Raw genomic sequence first — 20,418 nt, 5'->3', positions numbered from 1 at the left:
GTGCTCTTTCCTCAGTGGGGGAGGTGGTGCACTCCCTTGTCGCCACCGGAGGAGGGAAGGTTGCCGCGTTCTTGATCGTTTTCCTGGGCGTCGCCGTCCCGGTCGTCGCCGGCCGTCTCGCCGCGCAGGTCGCGGGCCATCAGAGTGGCTCCGGCGACGGCGCCGGGCATCAGGAAGACGGCGACGAACGGCACCAGGAAGGCGAGGGTGAGCGGCACGCCGAAGCCGAGGGTGGCCAAGCGGCGGCCGCGCAGCAGGGTGAGGCGCTCCTTGAGCTCGACGCCCCGGCGCTGGAGCGCGACGGCCGTGAGCTCCTCGGCGAGGAAGAAGCCGGAGACGCAGAAGCCGAGGACGGGGACGACGGTCTGGCCGATCACCGGGATGAAGCCGCAGGCGAAGAGCAGGATGCCGTAGAACGCGACCCGCAGCAGGACCCGCAGGCTGTCACGGGCCGAGATCCACAGCTCGCGCCAGAGGGGCAGCCCGGACTCGGGCACGTCACCGCCCTGGCTGCGGTCGACCTCCTCGGAGAGCGACTCGTAGAAGGGCTGGCCGACGAGGAGGGTCACGGCGGTGAAGGTGATGACCGCGAGGAAGAGCCCGAAGGCGAAGACCAGGCCGGTGAGCGTCCCGCGGAGGAACCCGAGCCAGGGCGAGCTCCAGTCGTCGGCGAACGGCGTCGCCCAGGCCGCCACGTCGTCGGCTCCGTAGCCGAGGCCGACGAGGGCGCCCACGTAGAGGACGAGGGTCACGAGCCCGGGCAGCAGCCCGAACCCGAACCACCGCCCGTGCGAGCCCACCCACTTCTGGCCCTGCACCAGGTACTTGAAACCCACCCCGAGATCACGCATGGGAGTCACCCTACTTGGGCCGGTCGGGCGGCCAGGACGGGCCTGACGGGCCACGGAGCGGCCTCGCCGGGGCGCCCCTGTGCGGGCCACCGCCGGGGACGCGGCGAGGGCCGCACCCCGGTCGGTCGGGGTGCGGCCCTCACTCAGTGTGCCGGTCCGGAGCTCAGACGGCGAGCTCGACCGTGATGTTGCCGCGGGTCGCCTTGGAGTACGGGCAGACCTGGTGGGCCTTCTCGATCAGGCTCTTGGCGGTCTCGGCGTCCACGTTCGGGATGGTCGCCGAGATCTTGACGATGATGCCGAAGCCGTCGTCGTTCTTGCCGATGCCCACCTCGGCGGTGACCGTCGAGCCGGACACGTCGGCGTTCTCGTTGCGGGCGACGACGCCCAGCGCGCCCTGGAAGCAGGCGCTGTAGCCGGCGGCGAAGAGCTGCTCGGGGTTCGTGCCCGCGCCCGAGCCGCCCATCGCCTTGGGCGGGTTCACGACGACGTCGAGCTGACCGTCGTCGGTGGCGACCCGGCCGTCACGGCCGTTCTCGGCGGTGGCGACGGCGGTGTAGAGAACGTCGGTGTGCTGAATGGACATGCTGGTCATTCCTTCTTCGGTTCGCCGCGACTCGCGCCCACGATCGCGGCGGCTGAGGGAAGACTAGCGGTTCACCGAGACGATCATCTTTCCGGTGTTGTCCCCGCGCAGCAGTCCGAGGAAGGCGTCCACGCCGCTCTCGATGCCGTCGACGAAGGTCTCTCGGTGCTTCAGCTCTCCGGAGGCGAGCCAGCCGCCGACCTCCTGGACGAACTGGTCCTGCAGGCCGTAGTGGTCGCCGACCAGGACGCCCTGGAGACGCAGCCGCTTGCCGATGATCATCGCCATGTTGCGCGGGCCGGGGACCGGCTCCGTGTCGTTGTACTGCGCGATCATGCCGCAGATGGTGGCGCGGCCGTGCACGTTGAGCGAGGAGATCGCGGCTTCGAGGTGGTCCCCGCCCACGTTGTCGAAGTAGACGTCGATGCCGTCCGGGGCGGCCTCGCGGAGCTGGTCCTTGACCGGGTCGTTCTTGTAGTTGAAGGCCGCGTCGAAGCCGAGCTCCTCGACGAGGAACTTCACCTTCTCGTCGGAGCCGGCGGAGCCGATGACCCGGGAGGCGCCCTTGAGCCGCGCCATCTGGCCGACCTGGCTGCCGACGGCGCCGGCCGCGCCGGAGACGAATACCGTGTCGCCCTCCTTGAAGGAGGCGACCTCGAAGAGGCCCGCGTAGGCCGTGAGGCCGGTCATGCCGAGCACGCCGAGGTAGGCGGAGAGGGGGGCGAGCGCCGGGTCGACCTTGGTCGCGTGCTGCGCGGGGACGTCCGCGTACTCGCGCCAGCCGAGGCCGTGCAGGACGTGGTCGCCGACGGCGAAGCCCTCCGCGTTGGACGCGACGACCTCGCCGACCGCGCCGCCGTCCATGGGGTGGTCCAGCTTGAACGGCGGGATGTACGACTTCACGTCGTTCATCCGGCCGCGCATGTACGGGTCGACGGAGAAGTGCAGGTTGCGCACGAGGATGCGGCCCTCGGCGGGCTCGGTCACCGGGACCTCGCGCAGGGCGAAGTCCGCTGCGGTCGGCCAGCCGTGCGGACGGGCGACGAGGTGCCACTCACGGCTGGACGCGGGAAGAACGGACATGAGCACGGCCTCCAGGCAAAGCTTCAGAACACGAATGTTTCACTGACTGAAACAACCATGCGCCTTAATATTTCATGTTGTCAAGTATCCGGGTAGGATGATGCCCATGGCCACCTCACGCACGGACCCCCTGACCCTCGAAGTCGTCGAGCTGATCGGCACGGTCGTGGCGCGCTACTACGAGGAGTACGAGCAGGCGGCCGCTCAGCACTCGCTGACCGGCGCGCAGGCCCGGGTCCTCGGGCTGCTCTCGCTCGATCCGCTGCCGATGCGCAGGATCGCCCAGAAGCTGAAGTGCGAGCCGTCCAACATCACCGGGATCGTGGACCGCCTGGAGGCCCGCGGCCTGGTCGAGCGCCGGCCCGACCCGGACGACCGGCGGGTCAAGCTGGCCGTCCCCACGGACGAGGGCCAGGACACGGCCCGGCGGCTGCGCGAGTCGCTGGACTTCGCCCGCGAGCCCCTCGGCGAGCTGACCGAGGTCGAGCGGACCCTTCTGCGGGACCTGCTGAGGCGGATGCTCGGCGAGGACACCCCCTAGGGCCGGACAGGACGCCCCCGGTTCCGCCCGACGGTCAGACGCACCACCAGAGGAATCGGGTGCAGGTCGGGGTCGGGGTCGGGGTGGGCGTGGGGGTCTGCGTAGGGCTTGGCGAAGCCGTCACCGGCGCCCCTCCCGACGGTGAGCCGCTCGGGGCGGGCCCGGTACCCGTGGGCGTCGCCGTGGCCGTGCCCGAGGCCGTCGGCGTGCCGGGCTGCGGGACATCGGGCGCGGCGGAGGACGGGGACGCCGGGCCCGTGGGCGTCGGCGATCCGGCCGGGTCGCCGCCGGCACCCTCCCCCGCGCCGGAACCGGAACCCGTACCGGAGCCGGAACCGGAATCCGCGCCGGAGCCGGAACCCGTACCCGTACCGGAGCCCGACCCCGTACCGGAACCGGATCCTGATTCCGTGCCCGTGCCGATCCGGTGGTCACGTGTGGGCGCGTTCGTGCTCGGCGCGACCGTGACCTCCGACGGGGCCGAGCCGTCCGGCGGGCCGGCGCCCTCGGTGCTCTCCGGGCTTTCGGTGCTCTCGGGAGGCACGGGCGGTATCGAGGTCTCGACGACCTCCTGCTCCTGCACGGCCGTGGCCGCACCGCTCGCCTCCGGCTCCTGCAGGGCCAGCTGCACCACGCCCAGCGTCCCGGCCGCGAGGACCAGGCCCACCGTCCCCAGCAGCACCGTCCGCCCCCGGCGCGCCCTCGCCCGTCTGCCCCCGCGCGCGGCGGACCGGCCCCGCGCGGCGGTGCGGGCGGCGCGACGGCCGCCCGTGGCCGGTCGCGGCGGCTCGACGACGTCCAGTTCGTAGACGTACTCGGGCTCGGCGGGCGGAACGGGTGCGTGGGGGGTCTCGTACCGCAGTTCCTCGACAGGGGTCCCGCACCCGGCACAGGCGAGGGCCCCGTTGAGATGCCGCCGGCACGCGTGGCAGTAATCCATGGGGCCCACAAGCTATGCGGCGCGGTGCGGCGACAGGTAGGCACGGAAGTGAGGATCCTGTGAGGAAACCGCAGGTCGTCGGCGGTGCGTCGCGATTCTCCCGCTTCGGTCAGGATCGTCTCGGGCCACACCGGGCCCCCTTCCGGGCGCGCCTCCGGCACGCTTCCGGCAGCCTTCTCCCGCTCCTCCCCCACCCTTCACCCGGCCCTCCTCCCGCCCTTCACCCGCCCTTCACCCGCTCCCTTCCGGCGCTCACGGGTGGCCCGGGCGGCTCAGCCCAGCGCGCGCCGGGCCCGGGGCGGTCGCACGATGCGAACAGGACCGCAACGCGAAACACCTCGCCCGTGCCAGCACCGCATTCCGGAGGATCCGCCGTGACCGTCAGCCTTGAGCAACTGCGCCGTTGCCATGTCGCCGTCGACCTGGGGGCCGCGCGCACCCGGGTCTTCGTCAAGGGCGCCGGACTCGTCGTCGACGAGCCCAGCGTCGCCGCCGTCAACACCCGTACCGGAGCGCTGATCGCCGTCGGCGCGCTGGCGGAGAAGATGACGGGCCGCACCCCCGACTACATCCGGGTCGCCCGGCCCGTCTCCGGCGGCACGGTCGTCGACATCGAGATGGCGCAGCGGATGCTCCGCCACCTCCTGGGCGAGAAGCTGCGCCGCCAGCTCCGCCGCAAGCCGCGGCTGCGCGCGGCGGCCTGCACCCCCCACGACAGCGACCCGCTCGCCCAGCGCGCCGCCGTGGAGACCCTCGTCGGTCTCGGCGCGCGCCGGGTCGAGCTGGTCGACACCCTGATCGCCGCCGCCGTGGGCTGCGGACTCCCGGTCGAGCAGCCGACCGCCACCATGATCATGGTGTGCGGTGCGGCGACCACGCAGGTCGCGGTGCTCTCGCTCGGCGCGATCGTCACGGCGGAGCGGATCCCGATCGGCGGCGACGCCATCGACCACGCCGTCATCCAGCACCTGCGCCACCACCACGAGCTGATGCTGCCGAGCCAGTCGGTGCGCCCGCTCCAGCTCGCCCTCAGCGGCAACGGCCTGACGCCGCACGGCCCCGCCTCCACGGAGATCCACGGCCGGGACGTCGCCACGGGCCTGGCCCGCTCGGTGACCGTCGACACCGCCGCCGTACGGGAGGCGATCCACACCCCGCTGACGGCGGTCCTCGACGGCATCGGGAAGGTGCTGCGCGACTGCCCGCCGGACCTGGTGGCCGACCTCGCCGACCGCGGGATCATGATGGTCGGCGGCAGCGCCCTGCTGCCGGGCCTCGACCAGATGCTGCGCGAGGCGACCGGCATGCCGGTGCACATCGCCGAACGGCCCGACGTCTGCGCGGTCCTGGGGCTCGGCGCGATGCTGGAGGGCAAGGTCCAGCCGATGATCCTCGACCCGCTGTCCGTGCGCGACCCGCTCGCCGACGACGACTGACCCCCACAGTCACCCAATTCGTACGATTCGTACGACAATGAGACCATGACGATCATGGACGAGGCCGACGACGTGGACGAACAGAACGCCGTCCTGCCCCTGCTGCTCGAAGCGGTCCTCAGCGTCGGTACGGATCTCGAACTCCACGCCACCCTCCAGCACCTCGTGGACTCGGCTGCCGAACTCACGGGGGCCCGCTACGGCGCGCTCGGGGTCGTCGACCCCGAGCGCCGCCGGCTCACCGACCTCTTCACGTCCGGCATGACCGAGGAGGAGCGGCAGCGCGTCCGCGGGCTCCCCGACGGTCACACCGGGCTGCTCGGCGTCCTGACCCAGGACCCGCGGCCGCTGCGGGTCGACGACCTGACGTCGGATCCGCGCTCGTGCGGGGTCCCCGAGGGCCACCCGAGGATGCGCTCCTTCCTCGGCGTCCCGATCCGGGTCCACACCCAGGTCTTCGGCAATCTCTACCTCACCGAGAAGCGGACGGGCCCCTTCACCGAGCAGGACCTCACGCTCCTCCGGATCCTCGCCTCCCAGGCCGGGATCGCCATCGGCAACGCCCGCCTGTACGAGACGACCCGGCAGCGGGAGCGCTGGATCGAGGGCGCGGCGGCCGTGACCACGGCCCTCCTCACCGGCGAGTCCGCCGAGAACGCCCTGATGACCGTCGCCGAACAGGCCAGGATCCTCGCCGGCGCCTCGGCCGGTGTGGTCCTCCAGCCCACCCCGGAGGGCGGGATGGAGATCGTCGCCGCCTCGACCAACGACGACCCGGGCGATCTGGTCGGCACGACGATCGCGCCCGGCTCCCCCGTCCTCGTCCAACTGCTCGGCGGCGAGCCGGTCTTCGTGGAGGACTCGGCGACGGACCCCCGGATGACCACCCATGTCCGGTCGCGTTTCGGCCCGTCGATGATGCTGCCGCTGCAGAGCGGCGGGAAGCTCATCGGCACGCTCGCTCTGCCCCGGCGGCACGGAGGCCCTCCGTACTCGGCGGTGGACCGCCTGCTGGCCTCGCAGTTCGCCTCGCAGGCGGCTCTGGCTCTGGTCCTGGCAGGCGCCCGGCACGACCGGGAGCGGCTCGCGGTGTACGAGGACCGGGACCGGATCGCGCGGGACCTGCACGACCTGGTCGTGCAGCGGCTGTTCGCCACGGAGATGATGCTGGAGTCGACCCGGCGGCGCGCGGCCGGCGCGTCGCCCGCGCCGGGATCCGGCGGCCCCGTGAGCCCCTCCGACAACAGCGTCCCCGCCGACCCCGACAACCCCACCGCCACCGCCGACCCTGACGACCCCACCGACGAGCCCGACTTCGACGAGAGCGCGCTCATCGGCCGGGCCGTGGACGAGCTGGACTCGACGATCCAGGAGGTCCGGACGACCATCTTCGCGCTCCAGCAGCCCCCGGCCGACGCGCCGACGTCCTTCCGCGGCCGGGTCCTGCGCGAGACCGGCGGGGCGGCGGCCCTGCTCGGCTTCCAGCCGTCCGTGCACTTCTCGGGCGCGGTCGACACCCTCGTCGAGGACGAGGAGGCCGGCAAGCTCCTCGCCGCCCTGCGCGGGGCGCTCGCGGCGGCCCACCGGCGGTCGGGGATCACCGCGATCACCGTCGAGGTGACGGCGGGCGGCGCGGGCGAGGGCGTACGGCTCCGGGTCGAGGACGACGGGACCCCGCCGACCACGGTCGAGTGGCCTTAGGGGGTGTCCGGAAAATCCCGCCTGGCCCGCCCGGCCCTGCGGGCAGACGGCGCTGCATTCCGGACACCCCCCATACGGAGCAGTCCGGCGCGCCCCGGCCTCCGTCGGGATCTTGACTGGTGGCGTGGACACCGAGACCAAGACCCCGACAGCGGCGGCCTACCGCAATCTGGTGATGGCCACCATCGGCTTCACGCTCACCTTCTGGGCGTGGGACCTGATCGCGCCGATCGCGAGCTGGTACGGCGACCGGCTCGGCCTGAGCTCCTTCCAGCAGTCGCTGCTCGTCGCGGTGCCCGTCCTGGTCGGCTCGGTGGGCCGCATCCCGGCCGGGGCGCTGACCGACAAGTACGGCGCGAAGCTGATGTTCCCGGTCGTCTCGGCACTGACGATCGTCCCCGTGCTCCTCCTGATCGTCGCCAAGGACAGCTACGCCCTGATGCTGGTCGTCGGCTTCCTCCTCGGCCTCGGCGGCACGACGTTCGCCATCGGCATCCCGCTGGTCAACTCCTGGTTCCCGCCGGCCAAGCGCGGTCTCGCGCTCGGTGTTTTCGGCATGGGCATGGGCGGCGTCGCGCTCTCCGGCTACTTCACGCCCCGGATCGCCGAGCACGGCGAGAACCTCCCCTTCATCGTGGTGGCGATCGCGCTCGCCGTGTACGCGGTGCTGGCCGCGCTCCTCATCACCGACCGGCCCGACCGGCCCGTGCCCACCGCCTCCCTCGCGAGCCGGCTCGGCTCGGCGGGGCGGCTGCGGGTGACGTGGGAGCTGTCGGCTCTGTACGCGATCGGCTTCGGCGGCATCGTCGCCTTCGGCGTCTACCTGCCGACGTACCTGAAGACCTGGTACGAGCTCGACCCGACGGACGCGGGCACCAAGGCCGCCGGCTTCGCCCTGGTCACCGTCGTTTTCCGGCCGATCGGCGGCTGGCTCTCGGACCGGGTCCACCCGGCGGTCGTGACGGCCGGCGCGCTCGGGGTGGTCGCCGTCTTCGCGATCGTCCAGGCCTTCGACCCGAAGCTGAACCCGGGCGGCACGATCGCCCTGCTCGTCATGGCCGCCGGTCTCGGCACGGCGAGCGGCTCCGTCTTCGCCCTGGTCTCGCAGGTCACACCGCAGGCCCAGGTCGGCAGCGTCACCGGCATCGTCGGCGCGATGGGCGGCCTCGGCGGCTTCGTGCCGCCGCTGGTGATGGGCGCGATCTACAGCGCCAAGGACTCGTACTCGATCGGCTTCATGCTCCTCTCCGACCTGGCGCTCGCGGGCTGTGTGTACGCCTACGGGCGGATGCGCTCGATCCGGCCGGGCGGGGCGGAGCCGGAGCCCGAGCCGACGAAGATCACAGTCCGTCAGCCCTGATGGGCGGGCAGAATTCACCGGGCAACCCTCGACCTCGACATCGACCCGAGGAGTACGACCGGTGAGTGCGCTCTTCCCCGCCCTGGATACCCGTTCCCCCGCAGTGGGGGCCGGTTCCGGCCGGCCCGCGCTGCGCTGCGGCCCGGACACGCTGACGTACGCCGGACTGGCCCGCGCCGCCGGGGCCCTCGCGGTACGGATCGGGGGCACGGGCCGGGTCGCCGTCTGGGCCACGCCGAGCGCGCACACGGCGGTCGCGGTGGTGGCCGCCCTGCTCGCGGGCGTGCCCGCCGTACCGCTCAATCCGCGCACGGGCGAGCGGGAGCTGGCGCACATCCTCGGCGACAGCGCGCCCGGCGCGGTGCTCGCGGCTCCGAAGGACGAGCTGCCGACCGGACTCGCCGCGCTCCCCCGGATCGACGTGGACCTCGCTCCGGCGGCCGGGCCCGCGGCCGCGGTGACGGAACCGGACGACGCCGAGTCCCCCGCCCTCGTCGTCTACACCTCGGGCACCACCGGCCCCCCGAAGGGTGTCGTGCTCTCCCGGCGGGCGATCGCCGCCTCCCTCGACGCGCTGGCGGAGGCCTGGGAGTGGACGGCGGACGACGTGCTCGTGCACGCGCTGCCGCTGTTCCACGTCCACGGGCTGATCCTCGGCATCCTGGGCCCGCTGCGGCGGGGCGGCGAGGTCCGGCACCTGGGGGCGTTCTCGGTGGAGGGCGTGGCGCGGGAGCTGGGCGCCGGGGGCGGCACGATGCTGTTCGGCGTACCGACCATGTACCACCGGATCGCGGACGCGCTCGGCGAGGACGCCCGCCTCACGGAGGCGCTGACGGGGGCGCGGCTCCTCGTCTCGGGCTCGGCGGCGCTGCCGGTGCACGACCACGAGCGGATCACGGCGGCGACGGGCCGGGCGGTCGTGGAGCGGTACGGGATGACGGAGACGCTCATGAACACCGGCGTGCGGCCCGGCGGCGAGCCCCGGCCGGGCAGCGTCGGGACCCCGCTCGCGGGCGTCGGCCTGCGGCTGGTGGACGAGGACGGTTCCGTGCTGGGCGCGTACGACGGGGAGACGGTCGGCGAGGTGCAGGTCCGCGGCCCGAACCTCTTCTCCGGCTACCTGAACCGGCCGGACGCGACGGCCGCGGCCTTCGACGGCGACTGGTTCCGCACCGGCGACATGGCCGTCCGCGAGGCGGACGGCGCGGTGCGCCTGGTGGGCCGCAAGGCGACCGACCTGATCAAGAGCGGCGGCTACAAGATCGGGGCGGGCGAGATCGAGAACGCGCTCCTCGACCACCCCGGCGTCCGGGAGGCTGCCGTCACGGGCGAGCCGGACCCGGACCTGGGCGAGCGGATCGTGGCCTGGGTCGTGCCGGCGGACGCTTCGGCGCCACCGGCCGAGACGGAGCTCGCGGAGCACGTGGCCGGCCTGCTCGCCCCGCACAAGCGGCCGCGGGTGGTGCGCTACCTGGAGGCGCTCCCCCGCAACGACATGGGCAAGATCCTGAAGAAGGCGCTCCCGGCGGCTCGCTGACGAAGGCAGAGGAAGAGGCCGGGCCCCCGGCTCACCGGGGCCCGGCCTCGTACGGGGTCGGCGCTACTTCACGCCGAGCGCGCGGACGAGTTCCTGGGTGACCGTGCCGCCCTGGTCGTCGCTCGCGCCCGCCCGCAGCGAGACGGAGCCCGCCCCGGCCGGGATCCGCAGCTCACCGGTCCAGGAGGCGCCGCGCCACGAGGGCTTGAGGGCGACCTTCGACCAGGTCCTGCCCTCGTCGTAGGAGACGTCCAGGGTGCCGCCGGTGATCTTTCCGGTGCCGGCCGCGCCCTTCACGTACTCCGCGAAGGTCCGTACGGGCAGCCTGCTTCCGGCCCGGACGTCGCCGTTGATGTCGGTGTCCAGGTCGAAGCCGAGGTTGAGCATCGGCAGGTAGGTGATCCGGTCGCTCGGGGTCTCGGCCGAGCGGACGGTCCACTCGGTGTGGCCCTTGGTCGCGAGCCGCCAGCGGGCCGGGTCGAGCGTGGTGTCGGTGACGACCTTGTAGGTCGCCTCCTGCGCCGGGGCGTCCCAGGCGTAGGCGCCGGAGCTCTTCTTCCGGTCGACGCGGACGCCGTCGACGTACACCTCGGTGTACTGGGTCATCGAGTCGTCGCCCCACACGTTGCCGAAGCCGGTGTGGTCGGTGCCCGAGTCGCCCCAGCCGGGGGTGTTGAAGCGCAGGTCGTTGCCGGTGCGCTGCTGGCCCCAGCCGAGGCCGGTGCCGAGCCAGGGGTGCCAGACGGGGCCGAACCAGTCGAGGTCGACGCGGCTGCCGCCCTTGTAGGAGGGGGTGCCGCCGCGCTCTTCGAGGGAGTCGCCGAGGTCGACGGACTCGTGCCAGCGCTGGCCGGTGCCGGTGGAGACGTACTCGGTGCGCTCGGTCGGGAAGCCGATCCACTCCTTGAAGCCGACGCCGATCGGGAAGGTGTCGGTGATCGAGTAGCGGAACTCGCCGCCCAGCTCGGCGCGCTTGGTCGGCGCGTGGAAGGTGGAGCGGATCGTGGCCAGTTCGTCCTCGTCGGGCCGGAAGACGAGGTCCTTGCCGATGGCGCGGGGGTGACCCTCGGAGAGGTCGTAGGTGAACGGGGTGAAGCGGGTGCCGGTCAGGTCGACGCGCTGGCCCCGGGCCGCGCCGGCGGCGAGCCGCTTCGCGTCGGCGGTGTTGACGGTGGCGACGGAGAGCGGCCGGTCCTCGTAGTCGGCGGTGCCGAACCACTTCATCAGCCGGCCCGGCTGGTCGTCGGTGACGAACAGGGCCATGGCTCCCGCGTCCTGGGCGGTCTGGGCCAGCTGCGTCGGGTCGGCTCCGGCGGTGAGCCGGACGAGGACGGCCTTGCCGGAGGCGTCCTTGCCCGTGTACTCGGCGGGGGTTCCGGTGCCGGCGTCGACGAGGCCGAGGCGGTGGCGGCCTTCGAGGAGGGTCGCGCCGCCCTGCGCGGTGGCGCCGGAGAGGCGGACGCCGTCGACGCTCGCCTCCACCGTCGGCTTGCCGAGGCGCCAGACGGTCCGGTACTCGAAGGTGCCGTTGGTGACGGGCGCGGTCGGCGCGGCGAAGAGGGAGTCGTAGGTCATGGGCACCTGGACGATGTCCGTGTAGGAGGTCCCGTTCGCCTTCCGGTCGTACTCCATGAGGAGCTGCCGGGACTCGGTCCGCTTCTCGACCTCGGCGCGGATCTCGCGCAGCTGCCGTCCGTCGAGGGTGATCTCCCGGTCGCGGTCGAGGACGACCTCGGGAGCGGTGAGGAAGCCGAGGCCGAGGGAGTCCGCGCCGTGCGAGCCGCGCACGTCGAGGAACGTGTCGACGGTGTACGTGCCGGGCTTGAGGCGCAGTTGCACGGTGCCCGAGTCGCCGACGGCCGCCGGGAAGGGATCCTCGCCGCCGGCCAGCTTCTTCATGCCGAGGAAGGCCGCGGTGGGGGCGCCGTCGCGGTCCTTGACGTGGACGGTGAGGGTGTAGCGCTCCTCCTCCTTGACCAGGCCGAGCGCGGTGTGCGCGACGGGGGCGCCGCCGGCGGTGGCGGTGATCCGGCCGGAGGACTGCCCGACGGGGGCCTTGGTGCCGTCGCCCGTGACGGTGGTGCTCGCGGAGCCGTGGGCGGGGACGGTGAGGGTGGTGTCGGCGAGGGCGGCGACCCCGGCAGGCATGCCCTCGACGGCGAGGTTCAACTCGACCGGCGCGTCGGAGGAGTTGGTGTAGGTGACGGTCTTGGTGACCGGCTTGTTCTCCTCGTACGGCCAGGAGGCGAAGCCGAGGTCGGCGGAGCCGGTGGCCGTGATGTTCGCGGCGATCGCGGCGGCGACGTCGACCCGGCCGGCGCCGAGGGCGTACGCGGAGGCGTCGAGCGTCTTCGACGAGGACATCAGGGCGTTCTTGAGCTGGGCGCCGGTCCAGTCGGGGTGCTTCTCGGCGAGCAGCGCGGCGACGCCGGCGATGTGCGGGGTCGCCATCGACGTACCGCTCATCGAGGTGTAGGGGCCGCTGCCGGCGACGAGCTGGGAGCGGGCGGCGAGGATGTCGACGCCCGGGGCGGAGAGGTCGGGCTTGAGGGCCTGGTCGCCGTAGCGGGGGCCCTGGCTCGTGAAGTAGGCGGCCTCGTCGGCGGAGTCGACGGCGCCGACGGTGAGCGCGGAGTCGGCGGTGCCGGGCGAGCCGATGGAGCCGGGGTAGCCGGAGTTCCCGGCGGCGATGACGAAGAGGGCGCCGGTCTCGGCGGTGAGGGTGTTGACGGCCTGCGCCATCGGGTCGGTGCCGTCGCTCGGTTCGCGGGAGCCGAGGCTCATCGAGACGATCTTCGCGTCGATGTCCTTGGCGGCCCACTCCATGCCGGCGATGATCTGCGACTCGGAGCCGGAGCCCTCGTCGCTGAGGACCTTGCCGACGGCGAGGGTGGCGCCGGGGGCGACGCCTTGCTCCTTGCCGTCGCTCGCGGCGCCGGAGCCGCCGACGGTGGAGGCGACGTGCGTGCCGTGGCCGTTGCGGTCGGCGACCTCCTGGCCCTCGATGAAGGACTTGCTCTCGGCGACCCGGCCGCCGAGGTCGGGGTGGGCGAGGTCGGCGCCGGTGTCGAGGACGGCGACCTTGACGCCCTTGCCGGTGAGGCCGGCCTCCCAGGCCTTCGGGGTGCCGATCTGGACGTTGGAGTCGGCCATGGCGGCCTCGACCCGGCCGTCGAGCCAGACCTTGCCGGGGGCGGCGGCGCGGGAGGTCGCGCCCTTCGCCGTGAAGCCCTGCCAGAAGGCGGCGGGGTCGGTGGCGGTGACGGCCGCGCCGCCGATGCTGGGGAGGGCGCGGACGGTCTCGGCGCCGCGCGGGGCGGGGGCGGCTGCCCGGGCGCCCTTGGCTCCGTACGTGACGATCAGCGGCAGTTCGCCGGTGAAGCCCTGCTCGGCGAGGCCCGTGACGTCGAAGAGGCGAGGATCGAGCGCACCGGAGGCCAGATAGGGGGCGGCCTCGTCGGGGACGACCGTGACGCGTCCGTCGACGACCTGGGTGCGTATCGCGCCGGTGGCGCCCTCGGCCCGGTCGACGGTGACGGTCTGCTTGCCGTCGCCGAGATCGGTGAGGGTGACGCGGTCTCCGGTGAGGAGGGTGACGGTGGTGCTGGTGCCCGTGCCCTTGGCCCCGGTGAAGGTCGCGGGTACGGGGGTGGTGGTGCCCGGCGCGGCGGCGGTCTGCCCGGCCGAGAGCATCACGAGCGAGATGCCGGCGGCGAGCAGGCCGGCCCTCCCTCTGCCGAAGGGGGTGATCCTCGACGTCATCGACGAAACTCCTCGCGGACCCGGGGTAGGGGGTATTCCGGGTGCCGCGAGGAGTCTTCGCCTCCGGGGCGGAAGTTGACTCCCGTCGGTCCTGGCGGTTATGTGCCGTGGCGGCCAACCGCCAGGTCAGGACGGCTGCTTCGGGTCGAAACCCGCACGGAGCCTCACGGAGTGGGGTCGAGTGCGTCGTACCGGCGGAAACGGCGGCCGTAGAGGGCCAGGAGGCCGATGGCGAGGACGCAGGCGATGCCACCGCCCGTGATGGCGACGGCCGGTGACGTCAGGTCGGCGACGGAGCCCGCGAGGAAGTCGCCGAGCCGGGGCCCGCCCGCGACGACCACGATGAAGACGCCCTGGAGCCGGCCGCGCATCTCGTCGGGCGCGGCGACCTGCATCATCGTGTTCCGGAAGATCATCGAGACGGTGTCCGAGTAGCCGGCCAGCGCGAGCAGGAGCAGCCCGAGCCAGAGGTTCCGGGTCAGCCCGAAGACGGCGATGGCGGTGCCCCAGCAGGCGACGGCGATCAGGATCGCCTGCCCGTGGTGGCGGATACGTCCCTGCCAGCCGGAGAGGACGCCGCCGAGGAGCGCCCCGAACGCGGGCGCGGCGACGAGGAGTCCGGTGGTCTTCGCGTCCCCGCCGTACCAGAGCACGGCGACGGCCGGGAACAGGGCGCGGGGGTGGGCCAGGATCATCGCGCAGAAGTCGGAGAAGAACGTCATGCGCAGGTTGGGGCGGGTGGCGAGGAAGCGCAGCCCGTCGAGGACGGACGCCCTCTTGCTCCCCGTCCGGTCCGGGAGCATGGACGGCAGGCGCCACATCGCGTAGAGGCTCGCGGAGAAGGCGAGGGCGTCGACGAGGTACGCGGCCTGGAAGCCGGCGACGCCGACGATCAGACCGCCGAGGCTGGGCCCGACGAGCGTCCCGAAGGTCATCACCATCGAGTTGAGCGCGTTGGCGGCGCGCAGCTGCTCGGGCGGCAGGAGCCGGGGGATCATCGAACTGCGGGCGGGCGCGTTGAGCGCGGCGCACACGGCCTGGAGGGCGACGATCCCGTAGAGGAACCAGACGCGGTGGAAGCCGGCGAAGGCGGCGCCCGCGAGGGCCACGGACAGGACGGCGGAGCCGAGGGCGCTGGCGAGACCGAGCTTGCGGCGGTCGACGGTGTCGGCGACGGCGCCGCCGTACAGGCCGAAGACGACGAGCGGGACGAGGGAGAACAGCCCGACGAGCCCGACGGAGAAGGGCGAGCGGGTGATCTCGTACACCTGGAGGGAGACGGCGAGGGCGGTCATGCCCTGGCCGACCCAGGAGACGGTGCTCCCGAACCAGAGGCGGCGGTAGTCGGCGGAGGTCCGGAGCGGGGTGAGGTCGGCGAAGACCCTGCGGCGGGCCTGTTCGCCCTGCTCGGGCTGCTGCTCGTGCTGCTTCTCGGTGGCGGTCACGCGACGTCGTACCGCAGCTCGGGGCGGGCCCAGTGGATCCGTCCGGCGGGCGGGAGGGTGCCGGTGCGGACGGCACCGGTGCGCAGGTAGAACTCCTCGGCGGGCGGATGCGCGACGACCCGTACGGCATGCAGTCCGGCGGCCCTGGCCTGCCCGGTCATGTGCTCCATGAGCAGTCGTCCGATGCCGAGGCCCTGGGCGGAGTCGGCGACGAAGGCGAGGTCGAGCTCGGCCTCGTCGACGAGGAGGGCGTAGAACCCGAGCACCCGGTCGTTCCCGTCGACGGCGGCGAAGACGCGGTGGTGCTCGATGTACGCCCCGCCGACCTGGTACCCGTCGACCATGGCGGCGTAGTCGCCCCGGTAGGCGGCGGAGGTCCGGACGAGCCGGGTGAGCCGCTTGGAGTCGTCGGCGGTGGCGCGCCGGATGGTGATGTCGGGCATGGGGCGAGTATAGGGGCGTAGGTGCCAGTTACTCCTTACAGTTTGGTGAACGTGGGATGGGGGGCCTTCAGTCCTCGTGGGCCGCCTCGCTCACGGCGCTGCCGTGCGTGAGGTTCGTGCCGTGGGCGAATGCCGCCACGAAGGCCTCCTCGCCGAGGGCGGCGCGGGCCGCCGCCTCCGTACGGTCGACGTCGGCGCGCTCCGCCGGGGGCAGCGGCGCGCCCGTCGAGGCGCGCAGCGCGGCCGCCGCGCCGAGCAGGAGCGCGGCGCCCCGGGCCCGGCCGGCCGGGGCGTGCGCAGAGGCCAGGCCCTCCAGGGCGAGCGCGACCGCCCTCGGGTCGCCCGAGGTCAGCGCGGTGCCGTACCCCTCCTCCTGGAGCTTCAGGGCCTGCGCCAGGTCACCGCGCGCGAGCGCCGAGAAGCCGAGTTCGGCCAGGATCAGGGCGTTGGCCGAGTCGAGGCCGACCGAACGGTGCCAGTCGAGGACCTCCCGCATGTGGCGCTCGGCCTCCTCGTGGAGGCCCTCTCGCCGGGCGCCCAGGCCGAGGCCGAGGACGGCGTTGATCTGGCCCGCGCGGAAGCCGACCTCGGCGGCCCGGTCCCTGGCGGCCTCGTGATAGGTCCGGCACTCGGCGAGATCGCCCCGGAGCAGGGCCGTACGGCCGAGCCCGGCGAGCAGGTCGGGCACCTCGGTCGTCAGGCCGAAGCTCTCGGCCGCCGCCAGACCGGCCCTCTTGAGACGGTCGGCGCGCTCGTACTCGCCGCGGATCTCGGCGGCGGTCGCGAGCGGGTAGACGGTCCACAGCCGGGAGCAGGCGTCGCCGAGCTCGGCGAACAGCGCGTCGGAACGGGCCGCGTCGGCCTCCGCGCCCGCCACGTCGCCCCGGAGCAGGAGCTGTACGGAACGATCCGCGAGCGCGGCGGCCTCGCCCCAGCGGTCGCCACGGGCCCGGAAGCCGTCGAGGGCGCCACCGGTCAGCTCACCGCCCTCGACCTGGCTGCCGGTACCGCAGAGCGCGTGGGCGAGGAACCAACGCGCCCAGGGAAGGCCGGCGGCGCTTTCGTAGGTGGAGGGGGTGATGGCGGAGGGGGCTGGGGCGGCGGCCGGGGCGGTCGGGCCGGTCAGGCCCGTCGTCGAACCGGTCGCTCCGGTCGAGCCGGCCTCGTCGGGCAGAGCCCTCACGGCGGGTGAGCCGACCACGGCGGCCGGGGCGGTCGGGCCGGTCGCAGCGGCCGGGGCGGTCGCAGCGGCCGGGGCGGCCGGGGCGGCCGGGGCGGCCGGGGCGGCACCTTCCGTCGCGTCCGTCGTCGCCGCTTCGTAGGCCGCCAGGGCTTCCTCGATCAGGCGGCGCCGGTCCGTCCCGTCGCCGCCCATGACCGCGAGCCCCGTGCGCCAGACGCCCACCCGGGCCCGGAGAGCGGCGAGTCCGGGCTCTGTCCCGGCCTCGCCGCCGTCGGCCGGCGGCACCCGCAGGGCCGCGGTCGCCGAGCGGAGCGCCTCGCCGAGCCGGCCGCGCATGATCCAGTACCAGGCGAGCGCGTCGACGAGCCGGAGCGCGGACCCCGCGCGGCCGGTCTCGGTGAGCGCCCGGTCGAGGGCCGCCCGCAGGTTCGGGGTCTCGGCGTCGAGGCGGGCGAGGCGGCGGCGCTGGTCGGGGCCGCGCAGGGCGGTCCCGGCCTCCTCCGCGACGCGGAGGTAGTACGCGAGGTGGCGTTCCCGTACGGCCTCGGTCTCGCCCGCGTCCGCCAGCCGTTCGAGGCAGTACGCGGCCACGGACTCCAGCAGCCGGTAGCGCGGACCGTCCGGCCCGTCGACGGCCACGACGAGCGAGCGGTCCACGAGCCGCACGAGCAGCCCGAGGACGTCGGCGACGGCCACGTCGCCCTCCCCCGAGCAGACCCGCTCCGCCGCCGCCAGCGTGCAGCCCTCCGCGTGGACGGCGAGGCGGCGCAGGACCGTCCGCTCCGGGGCGCCCAGCAGGTCCCAGCTCCAGTCGATGACCGCCCGGAGCGTCTGCTGCCGGGCGGGCGCACCGCGCAGGCCCGCGTCGAGCAGCCGGAACCGGTCGTCGAGCCGCTCCAGGAGCCCATGCACGCCGAGCGCGCGGACCCGGGTCGCGGCCAGCTCCAGGGCGAGCGGGATGCCGTCGAGGCGGCGGCAGATCCCCCGTACGGCCTCCCGGGCCGAAGCGTCGAGCGCGATGCCCGGCGAGGAGGCGGTCGCCCGGGCGGTGAACAGCGCGACCGCGCCGTCCGCGTCGAGCGGCTCCACCGCCCACAGCGTCTCGCCCGCGAGCGCCAGCGGCTCCTGGCTCGTCGTCAGGACGACGAGGCCCGGCGCGGCACGCAGCAGGAGTTCGGCGAGGGAGGCGGCCTCGTCGACGACGTGCTCGCAGTTGTCCAGGACGAGCAGCGCGCGCCGCCCGCGCAGGACCTCGGCGAGCCGCTCCGCCGTGGTGGGCGGCCGCTCTCCGTCGGGCCGCAGCCCCCACACGCCGTCGTCGCGCAGTTCGAGCGCGGCGGCGACGACCTCGGCGAGCTCGCCTCCCGCACCGGCGAACTCGACGAGCCACGCGCCGTCCGGGAAGGCCTCCTCCACCCGCCGTGCCGCCTCGACGGCCAGCCGGGTCTTCCCGACGCCGCCGGGTCCGGTCAGGGTGACGAGCCGCCGCTCGCGCAGCAGCCCGGTCACCTCCGCCACCGCCTCGTCACGGCCGACGATCCCGCTGAGCGGCACGGGAAGGTTGCCCCGCGCGAACCCACCGGCCGAGGTGGACGAAGGCGCGGGGGCAGGGGCAGAGGCGGTGGCAGAGGCAGACGCAAAGGCAGCAACAGGCGCGGACACCGGCACAGACCCAGACCCGGGCCCAGGCCCAGGCCCAGGCCCAGGCACAGACACAGGCACAGACCCGGGCCCAGGCACAGACCCAGGCGAGGGCGCAGGCACAGACACCGGCACCGGCACCGGCACCGGCCCAGGCACAGACACCGGCCCCGGCCCCGACAGGTCCGCGTCCTGTCGCAGCATCGCCGTGTGGAGCGCGGCCAGTTCGGGACTCGGGTCGAGTCCGAGCTCGTCGGCGAGGAGGGCGCGCAGCTCCTCGTATCCCGCGAGCGCCTCGCTCTGCCGGCCTGCCCGGTACAAGGCCCGCAGCTGCACGGCGCGCAGCCGTTCGCGCAGCGGGTGACGGGCCACCAGCTCGGCCAACTCCCCCACGACGAAGTCATGTTCGCCGAGCAGCAGGCGCGTCTCCGCCAGCGCCTCGCGCACGGAGAGCCGCTCCTCCTCCAGCCGGTCGGCCGCCGCCCGGGCGAAGGGCTCGGCAGCGAAGTCCGCGAACGCCGGCCCCCGCCACAGCCCGAGGGCCTCGCCGAGCAGCTCCGCCCGGGGGCGCGGCTCCGCCGTGTCCCGGGCGCGGGCGGTGAGCGCCGCGAACCGGTGGGCGTCCAGGGCCCCTTCGGGCACGGCGAGCAGATAGCCGGGGGCCCGCGTGAGGACGAGCTCGCGCCCGCCGGGCTCGGCCTCCTCCAGGGCGCGGCGCAGTTGGGAGACCTTGGCCTGGAGGGCCCGCAGCGGGCTGCCGGGCGGTTCGTCGCCCCACAGGTCGTCGACGAGCCGGTACGCCGCGACCGGCCGGCCCGCGTCGACGAGCAGGGCCGCGAGCAGGGCCCGCACCTTGAGCTCCGGCACCCGGACCGGCTGCCCGTCCTCGGTCCCTACGGACGTCTCCCCCAGCACCGCGAATCGCATGCGGCCACCGTAACCCGGCCCGAACCGGGCCCGAACAGAGCCCTGACCAGGCCCGAACAGGATCCGAGCCGGACCCGAACACCCGCCCGGCAGAGTCGTTCCCGTCAGCAGGAAACGACACGACAGACACTCACGAGGAGCCCGCCATGAGCACCGACACCACCGCCGTCACCACCGTCGCCACCGCCGTCACCACCGCCGTCGCCACCGTCGCCACCCCCTCCCTCGCTGGCAAGACCGCCCTCGTCACCGGCGCAAGCCGGGGCATCGGCCGGGCCATCGCCCTCCGCCTCGCCGCCGACGGCGCCCGCGTCGCCGTCCACTACGCCGGCAACGAGACGGCGGCGAAGGAGACGGTCGCCGCGATCGAGGCGGCCGGCGGCAGCGCCTTCGCGATCCGCGCCGAACTGGGCCTCCCCGGCGACGCCGAGGCCCTCTGGAGCGCCTTCGACGCCGGGGCGGGCCAGGACGGCGGCCTCGACATCCTCGTCAACAACGCCGGGATCGCCGGCCCCGGCCTGATCCACGAGGTCGAGGAGGCCGACTACGACCGGGTCTTCGCGGTCAACGCCAAGGCGCCGTTCTTCATCATCAAGCAGGGGCTCGGCCGGCTGCGCGACGGCGGCCGGATCGTCAACATCTCCTCCGGGGTCACCAAGGTCGCCTTCCCCGGCATGACTTCGTACGCCGCGTCCAAGGGCGCCGTCGAGGTGCTGACCCTGACCCTCGCCCAGACCCTCGGCTCCCGGGGCATCACGGTCAACGCCGTCTCGCCGGGCACGATCGAGACCGACATCCACCCGTGGATGGCCGACCCCGCGGCCAAGGCGCACGCCGCCGGCTTCTCCGTCTTCAACCGGGTGGGCCAGCCGGGGGACGTGGCCGATGTCGTCGGCTTCCTCGCCTCCGACGCCGCCCGCTGGGTGACGGGCCAGAACATCGACGCGAGCGGCGGCTCCGGCCTCGGCTTCTGACCCGTCAC

Annotated in this window: 14 protein-coding genes; 6 read left to right on the top strand and 8 right to left on the bottom strand. The window is 73.8% G+C overall.

The genetic code is table 11. The features are described 5' to 3' along the window. Window positions 1-11: 11 nt before the first annotated feature. The 3 genes from IE124_RS02855 to IE124_RS02845 all read right to left on the bottom strand — a co-directional run bounded on the left by IE124_RS02855 (window position 12) and on the right by IE124_RS02845 (window position 2,520). Window positions 12-851: an EI24 domain-containing protein gene (locus tag IE124_RS02855; RefSeq protein ID WP_189504396.1), complete on the bottom strand. Its 840-nt coding sequence runs from the start codon at window positions 849-851 to the stop codon at window positions 12-14. A gap of 163 nt (window positions 852-1,014) precedes the next feature. Then, complete coding sequence (locus IE124_RS02850; protein WP_189504394.1) at window positions 1,015-1,437, bottom strand: organic hydroperoxide resistance protein; 423 nt, start codon at window positions 1,435-1,437, stop codon at window positions 1,015-1,017. Between the two features lie 63 nt (window positions 1,438-1,500). Further along, window positions 1,501-2,520, bottom strand: coding sequence for an NADP-dependent oxidoreductase (locus IE124_RS02845; RefSeq protein ID WP_189504392.1), 1,020 nt, complete (start codon window positions 2,518-2,520; stop codon window positions 1,501-1,503). 106 nt (window positions 2,521-2,626) lie between these two features. On the opposite strand from IE124_RS02845, the gene IE124_RS02840 reads away from it, so the two are divergent. Beyond that, window positions 2,627-3,061: a MarR family winged helix-turn-helix transcriptional regulator gene (locus IE124_RS02840; RefSeq protein ID WP_189504390.1), complete on the top strand. Its 435-nt coding sequence runs from the start codon at window positions 2,627-2,629 to the stop codon at window positions 3,059-3,061. Window positions 3,062-3,095: 34 nt separating this feature from the next. Here IE124_RS02840 and IE124_RS02835 read toward each other — a convergent pair whose 3' ends face one another. Beyond that, window positions 3,096-4,001, bottom strand: a complete 906-nt coding sequence (locus IE124_RS02835; protein ID WP_189504388.1) for an SCO2400 family protein — start codon at window positions 3,999-4,001, stop codon at window positions 3,096-3,098. A gap of 374 nt (window positions 4,002-4,375) precedes the next feature. On the opposite strand from IE124_RS02835, the gene IE124_RS02830 reads away from it, so the two are divergent. The 4 genes from IE124_RS02830 (at window position 4,376) to IE124_RS02815 (ending at window position 10,035) form a co-directional block, all read left to right on the top strand. Continuing rightward, window positions 4,376-5,437, top strand: a complete 1,062-nt coding sequence (locus tag IE124_RS02830) for a rod shape-determining protein (protein ID WP_189504386.1) — start codon at window positions 4,376-4,378, stop codon at window positions 5,435-5,437. A gap of 45 nt (window positions 5,438-5,482) precedes the next feature. Next, complete coding sequence (locus IE124_RS02825) at window positions 5,483-7,138, top strand: GAF domain-containing protein (RefSeq protein WP_189504385.1); 1,656 nt, start codon at window positions 5,483-5,485, stop codon at window positions 7,136-7,138. A gap of 175 nt (window positions 7,139-7,313) precedes the next feature. Beyond that, the gene (locus tag IE124_RS02820) at window positions 7,314-8,498 is read left to right on the top strand and encodes an MFS transporter (RefSeq protein WP_229832095.1); all 1,185 of its coding nucleotides are present in this window, start codon (window positions 7,314-7,316) and stop codon (window positions 8,496-8,498) included. A 61-nt stretch (window positions 8,499-8,559) separates the two neighbouring features. Beyond that, a complete protein-coding gene (locus IE124_RS02815) occupies window positions 8,560-10,035 on the top strand; it encodes an acyl-CoA synthetase (RefSeq protein ID WP_189504381.1) in 1,476 nt (491 codons plus the stop codon). 63 nt (window positions 10,036-10,098) lie between these two features. On the opposite strand, the gene IE124_RS02810 is transcribed toward IE124_RS02815, so the two are convergent. The 4 genes from IE124_RS02810 to IE124_RS02795 form a co-directional block, all read right to left on the bottom strand. Next, window positions 10,099-13,797 (bottom strand): S8 family serine peptidase, encoded by a 3,699-nt coding sequence (locus tag IE124_RS02810; RefSeq protein WP_189504379.1) that lies wholly within the window; start codon window positions 13,795-13,797, stop codon window positions 10,099-10,101. A gap of 164 nt (window positions 13,798-13,961) precedes the next feature. Beyond that, window positions 13,962-15,242 carry an MFS transporter gene (locus tag IE124_RS02805; protein WP_189504377.1) on the bottom strand — a complete coding sequence of 427 codons (1,281 nt, stop codon included), beginning with the start codon at window positions 15,240-15,242 and terminating at the stop codon, window positions 13,962-13,964. Beyond that, window positions 15,239-15,685, bottom strand: coding sequence for a GNAT family N-acetyltransferase (locus tag IE124_RS02800; RefSeq protein WP_189504375.1), 447 nt, complete (start codon window positions 15,683-15,685; stop codon window positions 15,239-15,241). Before IE124_RS02800 ends, IE124_RS02805 begins: the two co-directional genes overlap by 4 nt. Window positions 15,686-15,752: 67 nt before the next feature. Next, on the bottom strand, window positions 15,753-19,436 hold the full coding sequence (locus IE124_RS02795) for an AfsR/SARP family transcriptional regulator (RefSeq protein ID WP_229832056.1): 3,684 nt from the start codon (window positions 19,434-19,436) through the stop codon (window positions 15,753-15,755). Window positions 19,437-19,582: 146 nt separating this feature from the next. On the opposite strand from IE124_RS02795, the gene IE124_RS02790 reads away from it, so the two are divergent. Continuing rightward, entirely contained in the window at window positions 19,583-20,410 is an 828-nt protein-coding gene (locus IE124_RS02790) for an SDR family oxidoreductase (protein ID WP_229832054.1), read from the top strand. The last annotated feature ends 8 nt before the right edge of the window (window positions 20,411-20,418 follow it).

The organism is Streptomyces narbonensis (genome assembly GCF_014649015.1).
In the GTDB taxonomy this organism is placed as follows: Bacteria; Actinomycetota; Actinomycetes; order Streptomycetales; family Streptomycetaceae; genus Streptomyces; species Streptomyces narbonensis.
This window is presented reverse-complemented; position numbering and strand designations above follow the sequence as displayed.